General features: G+C 60.1%; 13 protein-coding genes. 6 read left to right on the top strand and 7 right to left on the bottom strand.

Going from position 1 to position 14,047, the window contains the following annotated elements; all coding sequences use genetic code 11:
• Nucleotides 1-9: 9 nt before the first annotated feature.
• The 6 genes from LA304_RS05300 to cydD all read right to left on the bottom strand — a co-directional run bounded on the left by LA304_RS05300 (nucleotide 10) and on the right by cydD (nucleotide 7,879).
• A complete protein-coding gene (locus LA304_RS05300; RefSeq protein WP_224502077.1) occupies nucleotides 10-1,326 on the bottom strand; it encodes an NAD(P)/FAD-dependent oxidoreductase in 1,317 nt (438 codons plus the stop codon).
• A 193-nt stretch (nucleotides 1,327-1,519) separates the two neighbouring features.
• Nucleotides 1,520-1,642: a cytochrome bd-I oxidase subunit CydX gene (cydX, locus tag LA304_RS05295; RefSeq protein WP_224502076.1), complete on the bottom strand. Its 123-nt coding sequence runs from the start codon at nucleotides 1,640-1,642 to the stop codon at nucleotides 1,520-1,522.
• Nucleotides 1,643-1,657: 15 nt separating this feature from the next.
• Nucleotides 1,658-2,821 carry a cytochrome d ubiquinol oxidase subunit II gene (gene cydB, locus LA304_RS05290; protein ID WP_224502075.1) on the bottom strand — a complete coding sequence of 388 codons (1,164 nt, stop codon included), beginning with the start codon at nucleotides 2,819-2,821 and terminating at the stop codon, nucleotides 1,658-1,660.
• 5 nt (nucleotides 2,822-2,826) lie between these two features.
• Complete coding sequence (locus tag LA304_RS05285; protein ID WP_224502074.1) at nucleotides 2,827-4,440, bottom strand: cytochrome ubiquinol oxidase subunit I; 1,614 nt, start codon at nucleotides 4,438-4,440, stop codon at nucleotides 2,827-2,829.
• A gap of 179 nt (nucleotides 4,441-4,619) precedes the next feature.
• The gene (cydC, locus tag LA304_RS05280; RefSeq protein WP_224502482.1) at nucleotides 4,620-6,227 is read right to left on the bottom strand and encodes a thiol reductant ABC exporter subunit CydC; all 1,608 of its coding nucleotides are present in this window, start codon (nucleotides 6,225-6,227) and stop codon (nucleotides 4,620-4,622) included.
• Nucleotides 6,228-6,253: 26 nt separating this feature from the next.
• On the bottom strand, nucleotides 6,254-7,879 hold the full coding sequence (gene cydD / locus LA304_RS05275) for a thiol reductant ABC exporter subunit CydD (protein ID WP_224502481.1): 1,626 nt from the start codon (nucleotides 7,877-7,879) through the stop codon (nucleotides 6,254-6,256).
• Nucleotides 7,880-8,115: 236 nt separating this feature from the next.
• Here cydD and LA304_RS05270 point away from each other — a divergent pair, with 236 nt between their 5' ends.
• The 6 genes from LA304_RS05270 to LA304_RS05245 all read left to right on the top strand — a co-directional run bounded on the left by LA304_RS05270 (nucleotide 8,116) and on the right by LA304_RS05245 (nucleotide 13,257).
• Entirely contained in the window at nucleotides 8,116-8,946 is an 831-nt protein-coding gene (locus tag LA304_RS05270; protein ID WP_224502073.1) for an arsenate reductase/protein-tyrosine-phosphatase family protein, read from the top strand.
• Between the two features lie 11 nt (nucleotides 8,947-8,957).
• Nucleotides 8,958-9,968 carry an ArsJ-associated glyceraldehyde-3-phosphate dehydrogenase gene (locus tag LA304_RS05265; protein ID WP_224502072.1) on the top strand — a complete coding sequence of 337 codons (1,011 nt, stop codon included), beginning with the start codon at nucleotides 8,958-8,960 and terminating at the stop codon, nucleotides 9,966-9,968.
• A complete protein-coding gene (arsJ, locus tag LA304_RS05260) occupies nucleotides 9,968-11,233 on the top strand; it encodes an organoarsenical effux MFS transporter ArsJ (RefSeq protein ID WP_224502071.1) in 1,266 nt (421 codons plus the stop codon). Before LA304_RS05265 ends, arsJ begins: the two co-directional genes overlap by 1 nt.
• Nucleotides 11,234-11,450: 217 nt before the next feature.
• Nucleotides 11,451-11,999, top strand: a complete 549-nt coding sequence (locus LA304_RS05255; RefSeq protein WP_224502070.1) for a biotin transporter BioY — start codon at nucleotides 11,451-11,453, stop codon at nucleotides 11,997-11,999.
• An 11-nt stretch (nucleotides 12,000-12,010) separates the two neighbouring features.
• Entirely contained in the window at nucleotides 12,011-12,670 is a 660-nt protein-coding gene (locus LA304_RS05250; protein ID WP_224502069.1) for an energy-coupling factor ABC transporter ATP-binding protein, read from the top strand.
• Nucleotides 12,664-13,257 (top strand): energy-coupling factor transporter transmembrane component T family protein, encoded by a 594-nt coding sequence (locus LA304_RS05245; protein ID WP_224502068.1) that lies wholly within the window; start codon nucleotides 12,664-12,666, stop codon nucleotides 13,255-13,257. The genes LA304_RS05250 and LA304_RS05245 overlap by 7 nt, the downstream gene beginning before the upstream one ends.
• Here the strand turns inward: LA304_RS05245 and LA304_RS05240 are convergent.
• Entirely contained in the window at nucleotides 13,254-14,012 is a 759-nt protein-coding gene (locus LA304_RS05240) for an IclR family transcriptional regulator domain-containing protein (protein WP_224502067.1), read from the bottom strand. The two genes, LA304_RS05245 and LA304_RS05240, sit on opposite strands and share 4 nt — an antisense overlap.
• Between the last annotated feature and the right edge of the window lie 35 nt (nucleotides 14,013-14,047).

The raw sequence follows: 14,047 nt of genomic DNA, 5'->3' as shown, positions 1-14,047 counted from the left end.
TGTTCCTCCTCAAGCCTTGCCACGCAACATGGCGTTATACGTCGCCTTGAGAGCGACCTCTTTCATCAGCCAAGAAATCCACAACTCTTCGAGTGGCGGTATGATGCCGGGGAAGGAGGGGGTCAGGTTGTTCTGATAATCAAACTCGACGAGCATCGCGCGGCCGATCTTTGTGATCATCGGACAGGAGGTGTAGCCGTTGTAGGTTTCCGAAGGCGACTTGCCCGCGATGGCGGAAACGATCTGGTCTTCGACCACGGGCACCTGCCATTTCACAGAGGCCGCCGTTTTCCCCTTTGGAACCCCTGCCACATCGCCAAGCGCCCAAACCTCCGGATAGCGGAGGTGCTGTAGCGTGGACATGTCGCATTCGACCCATCCCTGATCCGTCCACTTATCCGCCCAGGAGAGACCCGACTGACGGATCACCTCGGGCGCACGTTGGGGCGGGATGAGGTGGATGTAATCATAGTCCATTTCCTGATCGCCGTCAGGCGACGCGAAGGTCACACGTTTCGCGCCCGCGTCAATGGATTTCACTGTCTGACAGTAGATCGGATCAATGCCGCGATCCCCGAAGAGCATGCGCACCTTCTCAGAGACAATCGGCACGCCGAAAAGCGAGGTCTGCGGTGCGACATAGCTGATTTCCGCTTTGCCGCGGGTGCCTGCACGCCGCAGGCGATCATCAATCAGAAAGGTGTGTTTGAGTGGCGCGCCGGCGCACTTCATTTCGGTCGCCGGACGGGTGAACACGCCGTGACCGCCCTCCTCAATAAATTTCGACGCGGCTTTCCAAGTCGCGGCGGCATATTGCGGTCCGGCGTAGAGCGCTCCGATCCCATTGTTGCCGACCATATCGAGTGAGAAACCGTCAATCGCATCATGGTCCAGAACCAGCCCCGGGGCCACGACGAGGAAATCGTAGGAGAGCGTCTGGCCACTCTCTGTCGCTACGGTTTTCGCGACGGGGTCGATGGCAGCGGCCTTCTCCTGAATGAGCGCAACGCCTTTCGGCAGCCAGTCAGTCGTGGCGGACAGCACATAGTCAGCGGGCTTCAGACCAGCAGCGACCAAGGTCAGCCCTGGTTGGTAGAGATGCTCTTTTCGCGGATCAATGAGCGTGATCTGCGCACCTTCGAGGCGATCCATCAACCGGTTCGCGAGGGCCGTCCCCCCTGCGCCCGCGCCGATGATAACAATCTTCGCGTTGGTCTTGAGGCCCGCTGCCTGAACCGCGCTGGACGTCGCCGCAAGCGCCGTTGCACCCGCTGCGAGGCCGAGAAATCCGCGGCGACCGATGGTCGGGGGATTGGGTGAATTCATGTCTTCCTCCATATATTATTATGCATATTTTTGCATATATTTAGGTAGATTTACCCGCGCGAATACCGGCGGACAAAGGTTGGAAATGAGGGCTTCGGAGATGCGGAACTGTCTCCCCGAAGCCCGAGCACCTGAAGGGACTCAGAGCAGGTTTACGGCGCACGTGGTCGAATGGTGCCGCAAACCGGAGTGATCAGGCGGTGTCGTCGTGCTCATCCGTGAGACGCGCGTCCTCACGCATCTCGAGCCACATGGCGTTCAGAACGGCGAACATGGCCGCGAGTGGAAGGCCGAGAAGCCAGGCAAAATACCACATTGTGACCTCCTTTCTTTAGTAGCTGTTGGCGTTCTTGCTGATGTCGTCCTCGGTGACCTTGCCCCAGAGCACTTTGTAGACCCATGAGGTGTAGGCGAGGATGAGCGGCATGAAGATCACGGCACAGACCAGCATAATGAACAGCGTCAGGTGAGAGCTGGAGCTATCCCAAACTGTCAGCGAGCTATTCGGATCGACTGTCGACGGCAGGATGAACGGGAACATCGTCAGGCCGACCGAGGAGATGATCCCAGTGATGCCGAGTTTGGACCACAGGAGCGTGGAAACTTCACGCCCTACGCGCAGCCCTCTCACAGCCATTGCGATCCCGACAAATGCCATGACCGGCGCGATTGCGATCCAAGGACGGTCGCCGTAGGCCGACAGCCACGAGCCGCCGCGCATCACGTCGGAATAGAGCGGGTTGCTCGGTCCGTCTTTCACGATCTCGCCCACGATCTGATACCCGTCGATCCCGAGCGCGAGCCAGAGACCAGCGAGCGCATAGCCACCTGCGGCCACCAGACCGGCGGTCGTGCCGATCTTACGAGCACGTGCCTGAATCGCCCCCTCGGTTTTCAGACCGAGCCACGCGGCACCGTGCATCAGGAGCATGGAGAGTGATACGACACCCGCGAGCAGAGCGAAGGGATTGAGTAGAAGCAGAAGCTTCATGATCGCGTTCCCATCATAGCGCGGCATGAGCATGTCCGGCGTCAGGTGGAATGGCACGCCTTGGAGCACGTTGCCAACAGCCACACCAAAGACGAGCGCCGGAACCGCACCGCCCACAAAGAGCGCCCAGTCCCAGTTCCGCCGCCACCGCGCGCCTTCGCGTTTGGAGCGGTATTTGAACCCGACCGGACGCAGGATCAGCGCGGCGAGCACAAGGAACATAGCGAGGTAAAAGCCGGAGAACGACACCGCGTAAAGTGGTGGCCACGCAGCAAAGATCGCGCCGCCCCCGAGAATGAACCACACCTGGTTCCCTTCCCAGACCGGCCCAATGGTGTTGATCACCACGCGGCGCTCCGTATCGGTTTTTCCGACAAAGGGAAGGAGCGCCCCTACCCCCATGTCAAACCCGTCGGTGAGGGCGAACCCGATGAGCAGCACACCAAGGAGCAACCACCAGATCACACGCAGGATTTCGAAGCTGATAAGTTCATGCAAGATCATGTCAGTTACTCCGCAGGTTCGGCCGCAAAGGGCCCTTTGCCGTCATGGGTGCGCAGGCGGTGGGAATGGCGCTCCATCCATGTGTCCGTTTCCTCGACGTCCATGTAGGGGCCCTTTTTGATGTATTTGATCATCAGACCCATCTCGACGATGAAGAGCACGGTGTAGAAGATCACGAAGCCCGCGAGCGTGATCAGAAGATCGGTGATCGAGAGATGCGATGCCGAAAGCGCCGTCGGAAGCACGCCGTCGACTGTCCAAGGCTGACGTCCGAATTCGGCGACAAACCAGCCGAGTTCTGCGGCAATCCAGGGGGCCGGAATGATGATCACCGCCGCCCGCAATGCCCAGCGCGGGAACTGCATTCCTTTGAACGAGGCGCGGTAGAAGAAGTAGACCATCACCGCGATAAAGCTGAACCCGAGACCGACCATGATCCGGAATGCCCAGAAGAGCGGACCGACGCCCGGGATCGTGTCCTCGGCAGCCATTGCGATCTGCTCTTCGGTCGCGTCACGCGGATCTTCCACATAGCGCTTGAGCAGCATGGCAAAACCGAGATCTTCGGAGTGATCCTCAAACGTCGCGCGCACGTCGGCAGACGTTGCATCACGTTGTTCGCGGATCGTCATGAGCGCGTCATAAGCGATGATGCCAGACCGTATACGGTCATCGGCCTCTGCAACCAGATCCTCAATTCCGGGGATTTCCTGCGTGAGAGAGCGCGTGCCGATCAGCCCCATGACATAAGGGATGTGCACGGCATAGTGCGTCTCGCGGGCTTCCTTGTCTGGAATACCGACGAGCGTGAACGAAGCAGGTGCTTCGTGCGTTTCCCACATGCCCTCGATGGCGGCGAGTTTCATCCGCTGCGTGTGCGAGGCGGAGTAGCCGCTTTCGTCACCGAGGATGACAACAGAGAGGGCGGAGGCGAGACCGAAGGCCGACGCAATCGCGATCGAGCGCCGCGCCAACTCGATATGTCGGCCTTTCAGGAGATACCAAGCGGAGACACCCAGAACGAACACAGACGCCGTCACGTAACCGGCAGACACAGTGTGAACGAATTTGGCCTGCGCGACCTCGTTGAAAACCACTTCAAAAAAGTTCGTCATCTCCATACGCATGGTGTCCGGATTGAATTCAGCCCCCACAGGGTTCTGCATCCACCCGTTCGCGATCAAAATCCAAAGCGCCGAAAAGTTCGATCCGATGGCGACCAGCCACGTGACGATTAGGTGGGCGACGCGTGAGAGTTTGTCCCACCCGAAGAACATGAGGCCTACGAACGTCGCCTCCATGAAGAAGGCCATCAAACCCTCAATGGCGAGCGGCGCGCCGAAGATGTCTCCGACGTAGTGGCTATAGTAGGACCAGTTCATCCCGAACTGGAATTCCATCGTGATCCCGGTGGCGACACCGAGCACAAAGTTGATCCCGAACAGGGTGGCCCAGAATTTCGTCATCTGCCGCCAGATCGGGCGGCCAGTCATGACATAGACTGTCTCCATGATCGCGACGATGATCGACAGACCAAGCGTCAGCGGCACGAAGAGGAAATGGTACATGGCTGTCATTGCGAATTGCAGACGCGACAGCTCGACTACTCCGAATTCCATTTTCCTTTTGCTCCAGTTGCGCGAAAACATATTTCGCAAATGTATGTTTTGGTCAGATAGCGCGTGCGAAACGCGCGCACTTTGACCGAAATCAATAAAAGATATATTTCAGATAAGTCTTATTTGGATTGCGACATGACGTCCCTTTCGAGGACGTAGCAATCACTTGCCCGTGATAGCTATGCGCCGAGCGTCACGATCCGGTCCGCAGCGCCGTGTTCTTCCGCCCGATGTGCGGCCATCAGCACCGCGGTTGAGGGTAGTGCAGAGCGCAGTCCCGCCAACACCTTGGCCGCCGTCCCGTGATCCAGCCCCTCTGTTGGCTCATCGAGCAAGAGAACCTTTGGCTGCATCAGAATCGCCCGTGCGAGTACCAGTCGACGTGCCTCGCCACCCGAGAGCCCTGCCCCGCGTGGACCGAGCTTTGCCGCGAGACCGCCTTTTGCCTCAAGCACCTCGTGCAAACTTACAGCCTCCAGCGCCGCCCAAAGCGCGGCATCTTCGGCTTCCGGCGCGGCGAGACGCAGGTTCTCTGCGACAGTTCCCTGAATGAGAGAGGCGCGCTGGCTCACGAGTGCGAGTGTGCCTTGCGGGTAAGACGTCACGTCCTGATCATTCAGCCTTACGGTTCCTTCGATGGGCAACAAAGCCCCAGTCGCGAGCAAAAGGACTGTACTTTTGCCGACGCCGGACGGCCCCTTGAGAGCGACCCACTCGCCCTGTTCGATGTTCAGATCAAATGCGCTGAGCACAGGCTGCGCCCGCCCGGTCCGAGAAAAGCTAACCTGATCGAAGGAGAGCCGCGCAGGCTCCGTCAACGCACTGTGCCTTACCTCCTGCGGAACCTCATCTCCGAGCATCTCCTCCACACGCCGTGCCGCGCCAGACATGCGACCGATCTCGGAGACGGCCCGCCGCAGGGGCGCGAGCGTTTCCATCAATGCCAGAGCCGCAAAGAACCCGATGGCTGCACGTGCAGGCGTCAACGACCCAGACTCCACCATCGCGCCCCCGATCCAAAGGGCAGCCGTCGCGGCGATCGCGCTGACTGCCATCATCAACGCACCAACTTCGCGCTCAATACGATCCGTCAGTCGCGCAAACGCCTGCCGCCGGACCTCCGCCTCGGCCACCATGGCCTTTTGGGTCGAGAGCACACCGTAGACGGAAAGATCCTCTCGCGCGCTCACCAGATCGATGAACCGGCTCTTGAACGCCTGCCCCGCAGCCTCGGTCTTCCGCGACGTTTCCGCCGCGCGCCGTACGCCCCAGAGAAACACACCACCGCCGCCCACGACAAAGATCAGGAAAACTGCGACACCTACGGCAGGCGCGACCAGCCAAGACAGGAAGATCAGTGCCAAAACTTGCGTCGCAAGGCCCGCGATCAAAGGAATGAACAGCCGGATGGGCACTCCGTCGAGCGCGTCGACATCGGCGATGATCCGGTTTAGGGCCTGCGCGCCCCGCAGTCGCAAAAGGCGATCATGGCTGCGTCCGGACAGGCCGGACAGCAACCCGACGCGCAGTTTTGTCAACGCTCGTAAAGTCGCGTCATGCGTTAAAAGGCGTTCACCATACCGCGTTGCAGTGCGCCCGATGGCGAGGAACCGCACCATCGCGGAGGGCCGAAACACGTCGAACACGGCGCCGACGCCCGCCAGTCCGGCAGCAGAGGCCGCGACGATGAACCAGCCGGACAGCCCCAAAAGAGCGGCTCCCATCGCCAGCACGAACATCGAGAGACCCAAGCCTCGCAACAGCGCCACGCGCTCCCCCTCGACCATCCTTCGGAATATTCGCCAGAGCCGCGTCATGGGCTCACCTCAATGACTTGGTCCATATGCGCGATCAGGTCGGGATCATGTGTCGCGATGATAAGTGTCGTGCCTTGGTTCGAAAGTTGTAACAGACCGTCAGTGACGAGCTGTGCCGTCTCCCGATCAAGGTCCGCCGTCGGCTCATCCGCGAGCAGGACATCAGGCCGCGCCGCGAGTGCGCGCGCGAGCATCACACGCCGCGCTTCCCCTCCGGAAATCCCGCCGCCCGTTTCACCGAGCAGGGTGAGATCGCCTTTTGGCAATCCCTCCAGAACGGGACCAAGTGCGGCGGCATCAATCACATCCGAAGACAGATCCTCGCCAAACGCCACATTGTATCGAAGAGATCGCCCTAGAAACATCGGAGCCTGCGGCATCCAACCGAGCCGCGCGCGCCACGCGTCTGCCGTGTCCTCCGAGAGCCCCTGCCCAGCGACCTGAATCGTGCCGGAGGAAGGCAAATCCAAGCCTGCCAAAAGTCGAAGCAACGACGTCTTCCCAGCACCGGAGGGTCCGACGAGCGCAACCTTCGCACCTGCATCAATCTGTGCGTCAGGGTAGCCTATCTCGCGCATACCCCGCTGCACCGCCAATCCCTGCCACGCGAAAGTCGCCGCGCCAGGCAGAACTGGCGCAGGCGCGCCAGAACCCAGCATGGTTTGCCGTTCTTCGGCATCCCAGTCTGCGAGCTCTCCGACGACTGCGAGTGCCGACGCCTTGTCGTGCCACGCGGCCGACAGATCCCGAAGCGGTTGGAAATAGTCGGGGGCAAGAAGAAGGAGAAAGATGCCTGCCCACGGCGTGATGGCGCCACCATAGGCGCCCCAAGACAGCTCACCCAAAAGCGAGAACCCGACCCAGACCGCGACCATCGCCACCCCAAGCGCGGCAAAGAGTTCGAGCACGGTGGAGGACAGGAACGCAATTTTCAGGACCGCCATGGTGCGCGCGCTCAAGTCATCCGCCGCCGTTTCAAACTGTGCGACCAAGCGTGGGGCCGCGCCGAGAAGCTTGATGTCAGCAAGTGCCGCAAGCCGGTCCACAAGCAAATCCCCAAGCGAACCGATCTCTTTCATCTGGCGCTCCGAGGCGTCTTTCGCGGCAAAGCCCACCAAAGCCATGAACAGCGGGATAAGCGGCCCTGCAATGAGAAACACCACCCCGACGGCCCAAGAGTGCCAGAACGCGAGAAACAGGATCACGAACGGCACCGTTTTCACCCGCATCATCGCGGGAGCATAGCGCGTCAGATACGGCAAAAGAGAATCAAGCTTTTCGCCCGCGAGCGCCGCGAGTGCACCGGGTCCGCCTATGGCAGACGTGCCGAGCGCCACAGCTTCCCGTTCCAGAATGTCTGTGCGGGTCTGCGTGATGATCGACTGACCCGCGCGGAACAAAAGTCCTTCGGAGATCGTGTTCAGACCGATACGCAGCAACGCGAAGGCAAGAAAGCTCAGCGCCGTGAGCGGGATGGTAAACGCCCCATCTCCGGTGAGCAGGCGCGCAAAGCCAGCGGCGACACAGGCGGCCTGAGGCACCCACAAAAGCGCGGACAAAGCAGAGAACCAAGATGCCAAGCGAATAGCACGCCTTTCCCGCGACAAAAGCGTCTCCAGCATCCGCTTCTCTGCCGATGGCTCTTTTTTCGTCCTGTTTGTCATACGCGCGTTATCCGGCAGTGATCTACCAACTTGGGGTTTAGCTGGCATGCCGATCCCGTCTTTTCAATCCAAGGCGCCCAAAGAGTGCGTCCCTGCGTCGGGGTGTCGCGCAGCTCCCCTCAACAAACAGAAAGAATTCGGAGCAGGCAAAACATTCTCTTGGCGCGCTATTAAATTTCGAGTATTCGCGAATTATGGAATTAAATAAGTTCGACTCAGACATCGCCACCACGGCATTTGCCGCCCTCGGGCACCCCGGTCGCCTTTCGGTCTTCCGGCTCCTGATGCGGTTCGCCCCGCGCCCCGTGCGGCCCTCCGAGATTGCGGATGCGCTCGGACTAAAGCCGAACACCCTTTCGGGCTATCTCGCGGACCTGAACGCGGCGGGACTCATCTCTGCCTCGCGTGACGGGCGTTCGCTCTATTACAAGGTGGAACTGCGCACGGCTGAAGGCTTGGTCGGGTATCTCGTCAACGACTGCTGCCGTGGTCGCCCAGAGGTGTGCGCGCCTCTCGCGGCACGCGGCGACGGACCGACCCGCCCCTACCGCGTGCTCTTCCTCTGCTCCGGCAACTCCGCACGCTCCATCATCGCAGAGGCCCTCCTGCGCGATCTTGGCGGCGAGAAATTCATCGCCGCGTCGGCAGGCACCCGTCCGGCGGGCGAGCTGAATGCACGCGCGCGCAGCCTGCTCGAACGCGAAGGACACGACACGCTCGGTCTCTGGTCGAAAGACATCGATCAGGTCAAAGCCCTCCACCCGAACGGCTTCGATTTCGTGTTCACGGTCTGCGACACGGCAGCCCAGGAAGACTGCGCGACATGGGCTGGCCCTGCCTTCTCTGCGCATTGGGGCCTCCCCGACCCCGTCGCTGTCGAAGGCAGCGAATCCGAAAAGGCGCTCGCCTTCGCCAAGACCTATGACGGCCTGCGCCGCCGGATCGAAACCCTGACCGCGCTGCCCGTCGATCAACTCGACCGTCTCGCGGTTCAAACCGAAATTGACACGCTCTCTACGATCTAAAAGGACCTCCCATGCCTAAAATCGCCCTCAACGGCCTCGGCCGCATCGGAAAACTCGCGCTACGCGACCTCTTTGACCGCGGACTGGGCGAGCAGATCGTCTTGATCAACGACCTCGCAGGTGATGCGGAGCAGCATGCACTCCTGCTTGAGTTTGACTCCGTGCATGGCAAGTGGGCGGCAGATATTTCGCATGACGCAGACAGCCTGACGGTCAACGGCACCAAGATGGCCCTGACCCGTCAGTCCAAGATCGAAGACCTCCCCCTCGCCGAGATGGGTGTCGACATGGTCATCGACTGCACGGGCGTCTTCAAAACCGAAGCAAAAATCGCCCCATATTATGCCGCAGGCGTGAAAAAGGTCGTGGTGTCTGCCCCCGTGAAAGACGGCGGCGCGCTCAACCTCGTCTACGGGGTAAACCACGATCTCTATGATGCGTCCGAACATGATCTCGTGACGGCAGCGTCCTGCACCACAAACTGCCTCGCGCCTGTGGTGAAGGTGATCCACGAGAACCTCGGGATCAAGCATGGCTCGATCACGACAATCCACGACATTACCAACACCCAGACCATTGTGGACCGCCCGTCGAAAGACATGCGTCGCGCGCGTGCCGCGTCGATGAACCTGATCCCGACGACGACCGGTTCGGCCACGGCAATCACGCTGATCTATCCGGAACTCAAAGGCCGGTTGAACGGTCATGCCGTCCGCGTGCCGCTCCTGAACGCGTCCATCACCGACTGCGTGTTCGAAGTGGAGCGCCCGACCACCGCCGAAGAGGTCAACGCACTCTTCAAAGCCGCGTCCGAAGGCGAGCTTTCTGGCATCCTCGGTTATGAGACCCGTCCGCTCGTCTCCACCGACTACGTGAATGATCCACGCAGCTCCATCATTGACGCGCAATCCACCATGGTGATCAACGACACGCAGGTGAAAATCTACGCATGGTATGACAACGAGTGGGGCTACTCCTGCCGCTTCGCTGACATCGCCCGCATGGTCGCAGGGCAAATGTGATGACCTCGCCAGCTACGCCAGACGCACCGGCCGGAAACCCGCTCCGCGCCTATATGGCCGTGACCGCCGCCTATTGGGCCTTCATGCTCTCGGACGGCGCGTTGCGGATGTTGGTGCTGCTGCACTTCAACGGCCTCGGGTTTTCCCCGTTGCAACTGGCGTGGCTGTTCCTGCTCTATGAGATTGCGGGCATCGTGACGAACCTCTCGGCCGGATGGCTCGCAGCGCGGTTCGGTCTCGCCTCCACGCTCTTTGGCGGGTTGGGGATACAAATCGTTGCGCTCATTGCCCTGTCCCAACTCGATCCCGCATGGTCCGTCGGGGCATCGGTTGTCTACGTCATGGCGGTGCAAGGCGCGTCCGGCGTGGCCAAAGACCTCGCGAAGATGTCGTCGAAGTCCGCCGTCAAACTCCTCGCCCCGAAAGGCGACGGGACTTTGTTCAAGTGGGTTGCAGTGCTCACAGGTTCAAAGAACGCAATCAAAGGCCTCGGCTTCTTCATCGGTGCGGCGCTCCTCGCGCTCGCGGGGTTCAAGGCGGCGGTCTGGGGCATGGCCATTGTGCTCGCGGCGATCTTCATTGCAGTCGCGCTCTTCCTGCCCAAAGGCCTGCCGACCGGCAAAAAAGGCACAAAGTTCTCTGCCGTCATCTCCAAAGACCCGCGGATCAACAAACTGAGCCTCGCGCGCATGTTCCTTTTCGGGGCACGGGATGTCTGGTTCGTCGTCGGCCTCCCGATCTATTTCGAGCATGTGCTCTCTGACGGAACACCCGAGGGCGCGCGTCAGGCGTTCTTTTTGACCGGTGGCTTCATGGCGCTCTGGATCATGGCCTATGGATTGGTGCAGGGTCTCGCGCCGAAGCTCCTCAAATCGAAGACTACGGACGAGCACGCCACCGTCCGTGTCGCGAGCCGCTGGGCCGGATATCTCACGCCAATCCCCTTCGTCCTCGCCGCGCTGTCGCTCATCGCGGGTGATCCTGCGCTTTGGCTCACGCTGTCGCTCGTCGCGGGGCTCTTACTCTTTGGATTTGTGTTTGCGGTGAACTCCTCCGTGCACTCCTATCTCATCCTCGCCTTCGCGGGCGCGGAGCGCGTGACGCTTGATGTCGGCTTCTACTACATGGCCAATGCGGCGGGGAGATTGCTCGGGACTTTGCTCTCCGGACTGTCCTACCAAATTGGCGGATTGAGCCTCTGTTTGGCCACCGCAGGCGTTATGGCGGGTCTCAGCCTGTTCTCAGTCAGAAGACTTCAAACCTGACCAAAAGGTCTATAAAATAAGGGAAATTCGCAAATTTCTTTGCAATCTGAGCCCGTTGCCCCCGAGGTTTGAAAACTTTCCGGTGCCGTTTTGCAAAAACCCGTACGAAAGTCTCGAAACTTTGCGGGAAAAGGGCTTTACCAGACGCGGAACACATGTCTATCAAACCCCTCACAACCAAAGCCCAACAAGGGCCGCACAACTCGAGGGACTACTCATGACCACGCGCGATATCGTTCTCATTGCCCTATTTACCGCACTCACTGCCGTTTTGGCGGTCGTTCCGCCCATCACTTTTCCGGTCCTTCCCGTGCCAATTACGGCGCAATCCCTCGGCGTTATGCTCGCTGGTGGCATCCTCGGCGCGAAACGTGGCGCACTGTCTCTGATCCTCCTGCTCGTCCTCGTCGCAATCGGCCTGCCGCTTCTTGCCGGTGGTCGTGGCGGTTTCTCCGTCTTCTTCGGCGCAACGGCCGGCTTCCTGTTCGGTTGGGTTATCGCCGCATTCGCAATCGGCTGGATGACCGAGAAATTCTGGAACGGCCTGTCCTTCGTCTCCGCGACTCTCATCTGTGTCGCAGGCGGCATTGTGGTCATGTACGCCATCGGCATTCCGTGGATCACCTTCTCCGCAGGCGTTCCGATCGGCAAAGCCTTCATCGGTTCCGTGACCTACATTCCGGGTGACATCGTAAAGGCCCTGATCGCCGCAGGCGTGATGGTCACGGTGAAGCGCACCTACCCGATCATCGGCCAAGCTGCCTGATCGCCATGACAATGATCTTTGACAAGGTAAGTGTTACGCGCGGGGGACGAGATGTCCTCCGCGAGATTTCCCTCACCTTGTCAGAGCATCGCATCGGCATCATTGGCGACAACGGGTCCGGCAAAAGCACCCTGTTGCGCCTCTTTAACGGCCTTCAAAAACCGAACACCGGAAGCGTTCGTTTCAAAGATCACACCGACGATCTGCGCCACCACGTTGGCTTTGTGTTTCAAAATCCAGACAATCAGATCGTCTATCCGATGGTCGAGGAAGACCTCGCCTTCGGCCTCAAATCCAGAAAGCTGTCGAAAGACGATACGGATGCGCGCATTCAGGCCGTTCTCGAAGAACTGGGCATCGGCCACCTGCGCACACGCTTGACGCATGAGCTGTCCGGTGGCGAGAAACAGCTTGTCGCGCTCGCGGGCGTTCTCGTGACCCAGCCCGAGTTGATTGTGTTCGACGAACCGACCACCCTTCTCGATCTGCGCAACAAGACCCGCTTTATGCGGCTCCTTGGAACGCTCTCGCAACCGGCTGTTGTCGTATCCCACGATCTTGACTTGCTCATGGGATTTGACCGCGTTCTACTGATTGAAGACGGGTGCATTTCCCAAGACGGGTCGCCGGACATGGTCATCCCGGCCTATCGCGCGGCGCGCGAATGCTGACAGAACTCTACATCCCCGGAGACAGCCCGCTCCATAGCGCGAGACCCGCTTGGAAACTTGCGGCACTTTTCGCCTTTTGCTCCACGGTCTTTATTGTCGCGCACCCGCTCACGCTCGTCATCGCCTTGGTACTTGCTGCTGTCGGATACATGATGGCGGGGCTTAACGCGTCTCATGCCTTCGCAGCGATCCGCCCTGCGCTCTTCGTGCTGGCGATCATTTTCGCCGTTCAGATTTGGCTCGCGGATCTTGGGACCGCGACCTACGTCACACTGCGCTTTGTCGCGCTTTTGGCAGCAGCGGGTCTCGTCACCTACACCACAACAGCGAGCGCCTTCACAGACGGCATCCTTGCCCTACTCTCGAAAGCCCCCGCGTGGGTGCCCCGCGACAAAATCGCGCTCGCGATGTCGTTGGTGTGGCGGTTCATTCCGATGATCCGGAGCCAGTTCGAAGAGGTCAGAGAAGCCCAGCGTGCGCGCGGGCTGGACCGGAATATGGTCGCCCTTCTCGTGCCACTCATCGTCCGCATTCTCAAAAACGCCGACGAAATCGCAGAGGCGATCGAGGCCCGCTCGCTCGATTAAAGCATCCGCTTCAATCCGGATTGAACGGTGAGGAGCTTGGGCAGATACGCCTGAACGAGCGCCTCGGGATCATCTTGAGTGGCAGCCATGCCTGTATTGAGCGCCGCAACAATGTTCCCGCGCCCGTCGGTGAGAGGCACGGCAATCGACCGCAGTCCAATCTCAACCTCTTGATCAATGATTGCATAGCCATTCGTGCGCGCATCTTCGACCTTCTGCATGATCGCGTCCGGGTCGGTCACGCTGTATTTCGTCCGCGGACTGAGATCGGACTCTTCCAAGATCGCGCGCGCCTCATCCGGAGCCAGCGCCCCGAGCAGGACACGCCCCATGGACGTGCAATGCGCGGGTAGCCGCGAGCCAGGCATGAGGCCGATGGACATCACCCGCTTTTGCGCCGCGCGGGCGAGGTAGACGATCTCTGTGCCGTCAAGGATGGAGACAGAACAGCTCTGTCCGATCTGCTCGGTCAGTTGATCGAGCCACGGCTGGACAATCTGCGGCAGGGGCAACGAGGCAATCGCCCCCATTCCGAGGCGCATCGCGCGAGGAGTCAGCGTAAAGAACTTTCCGTCATAATCGGCGTATCCGGCGTGATGCAGCGTGAGCAGGCAACGCCGCGCGGTCGCACGATCCAGACCAGTCATCTGCGCCGCATCTGTGATGGTGAGTTTCGGAGTGCCCGCACCGAAACATTCCAGAACCCGAAGGCCCTTTACCATCGAAGACATGACATCCGACGACCTGCCCACCATCAACTTTCCCCTCACAATTCGAACAATCGTCACAA

The organism is Celeribacter litoreus (assembly GCF_020165855.1).
Lineage (GTDB): Bacteria > Pseudomonadota > Alphaproteobacteria > Rhodobacterales > Rhodobacteraceae > Celeribacter > Celeribacter litoreus.
This window is presented reverse-complemented; position numbering and strand designations above follow the sequence as displayed.

Bases quoted from the DNA above. Each gene is read 5' to 3' on its own strand.
- LA304_RS05255 (WP_224502070.1), top strand. From the start codon at position 11,451: ATGACCACGCGCGATATCGTTCTCATTGCCCTATTTACCGCACTCACT.
- LA304_RS05250 (WP_224502069.1), top strand. From the start codon at position 12,011: ATGATCTTTGACAAGGTAAGTGTTACGCGCGGGGGACGAGATGTCCTC.
- arsJ (WP_224502071.1), top strand. From the start codon at position 9,968: ATGACCTCGCCAGCTACGCCAGACGCACCGGCCGGAAACCCGCTCCGC.
- cydC (WP_224502482.1), bottom strand. From the start codon at position 6,227: ATGGTCGAGGGGGAGCGCGTGGCGCTGTTGCGAGGCTTGGGTCTCTCG.
- LA304_RS05270 (WP_224502073.1), top strand. From the start codon at position 8,116: ATGGAATTAAATAAGTTCGACTCAGACATCGCCACCACGGCATTTGCC.
- cydB (WP_224502075.1), bottom strand. From the start codon at position 2,821: ATGATCTTGCATGAACTTATCAGCTTCGAAATCCTGCGTGTGATCTGG.
- LA304_RS05300 (WP_224502077.1), bottom strand. From the start codon at position 1,326: ATGAATTCACCCAATCCCCCGACCATCGGTCGCCGCGGATTTCTCGGC.
- LA304_RS05240 (WP_224502067.1), bottom strand. From the start codon at position 14,012: ATGGTGGGCAGGTCGTCGGATGTCATGTCTTCGATGGTAAAGGGCCTT.
- cydD (WP_224502481.1), bottom strand. From the start codon at position 7,879: ATGCTGGAGACGCTTTTGTCGCGGGAAAGGCGTGCTATTCGCTTGGCA.
- LA304_RS05285 (WP_224502074.1), bottom strand. From the start codon at position 4,440: ATGGAATTCGGAGTAGTCGAGCTGTCGCGTCTGCAATTCGCAATGACA.
- cydX (WP_224502076.1), bottom strand. From the start codon at position 1,642: ATGTGGTATTTTGCCTGGCTTCTCGGCCTTCCACTCGCGGCCATGTTC.
- LA304_RS05265 (WP_224502072.1), top strand. From the start codon at position 8,958: ATGCCTAAAATCGCCCTCAACGGCCTCGGCCGCATCGGAAAACTCGCG.
- LA304_RS05245 (WP_224502068.1), top strand. From the start codon at position 12,664: ATGCTGACAGAACTCTACATCCCCGGAGACAGCCCGCTCCATAGCGCG.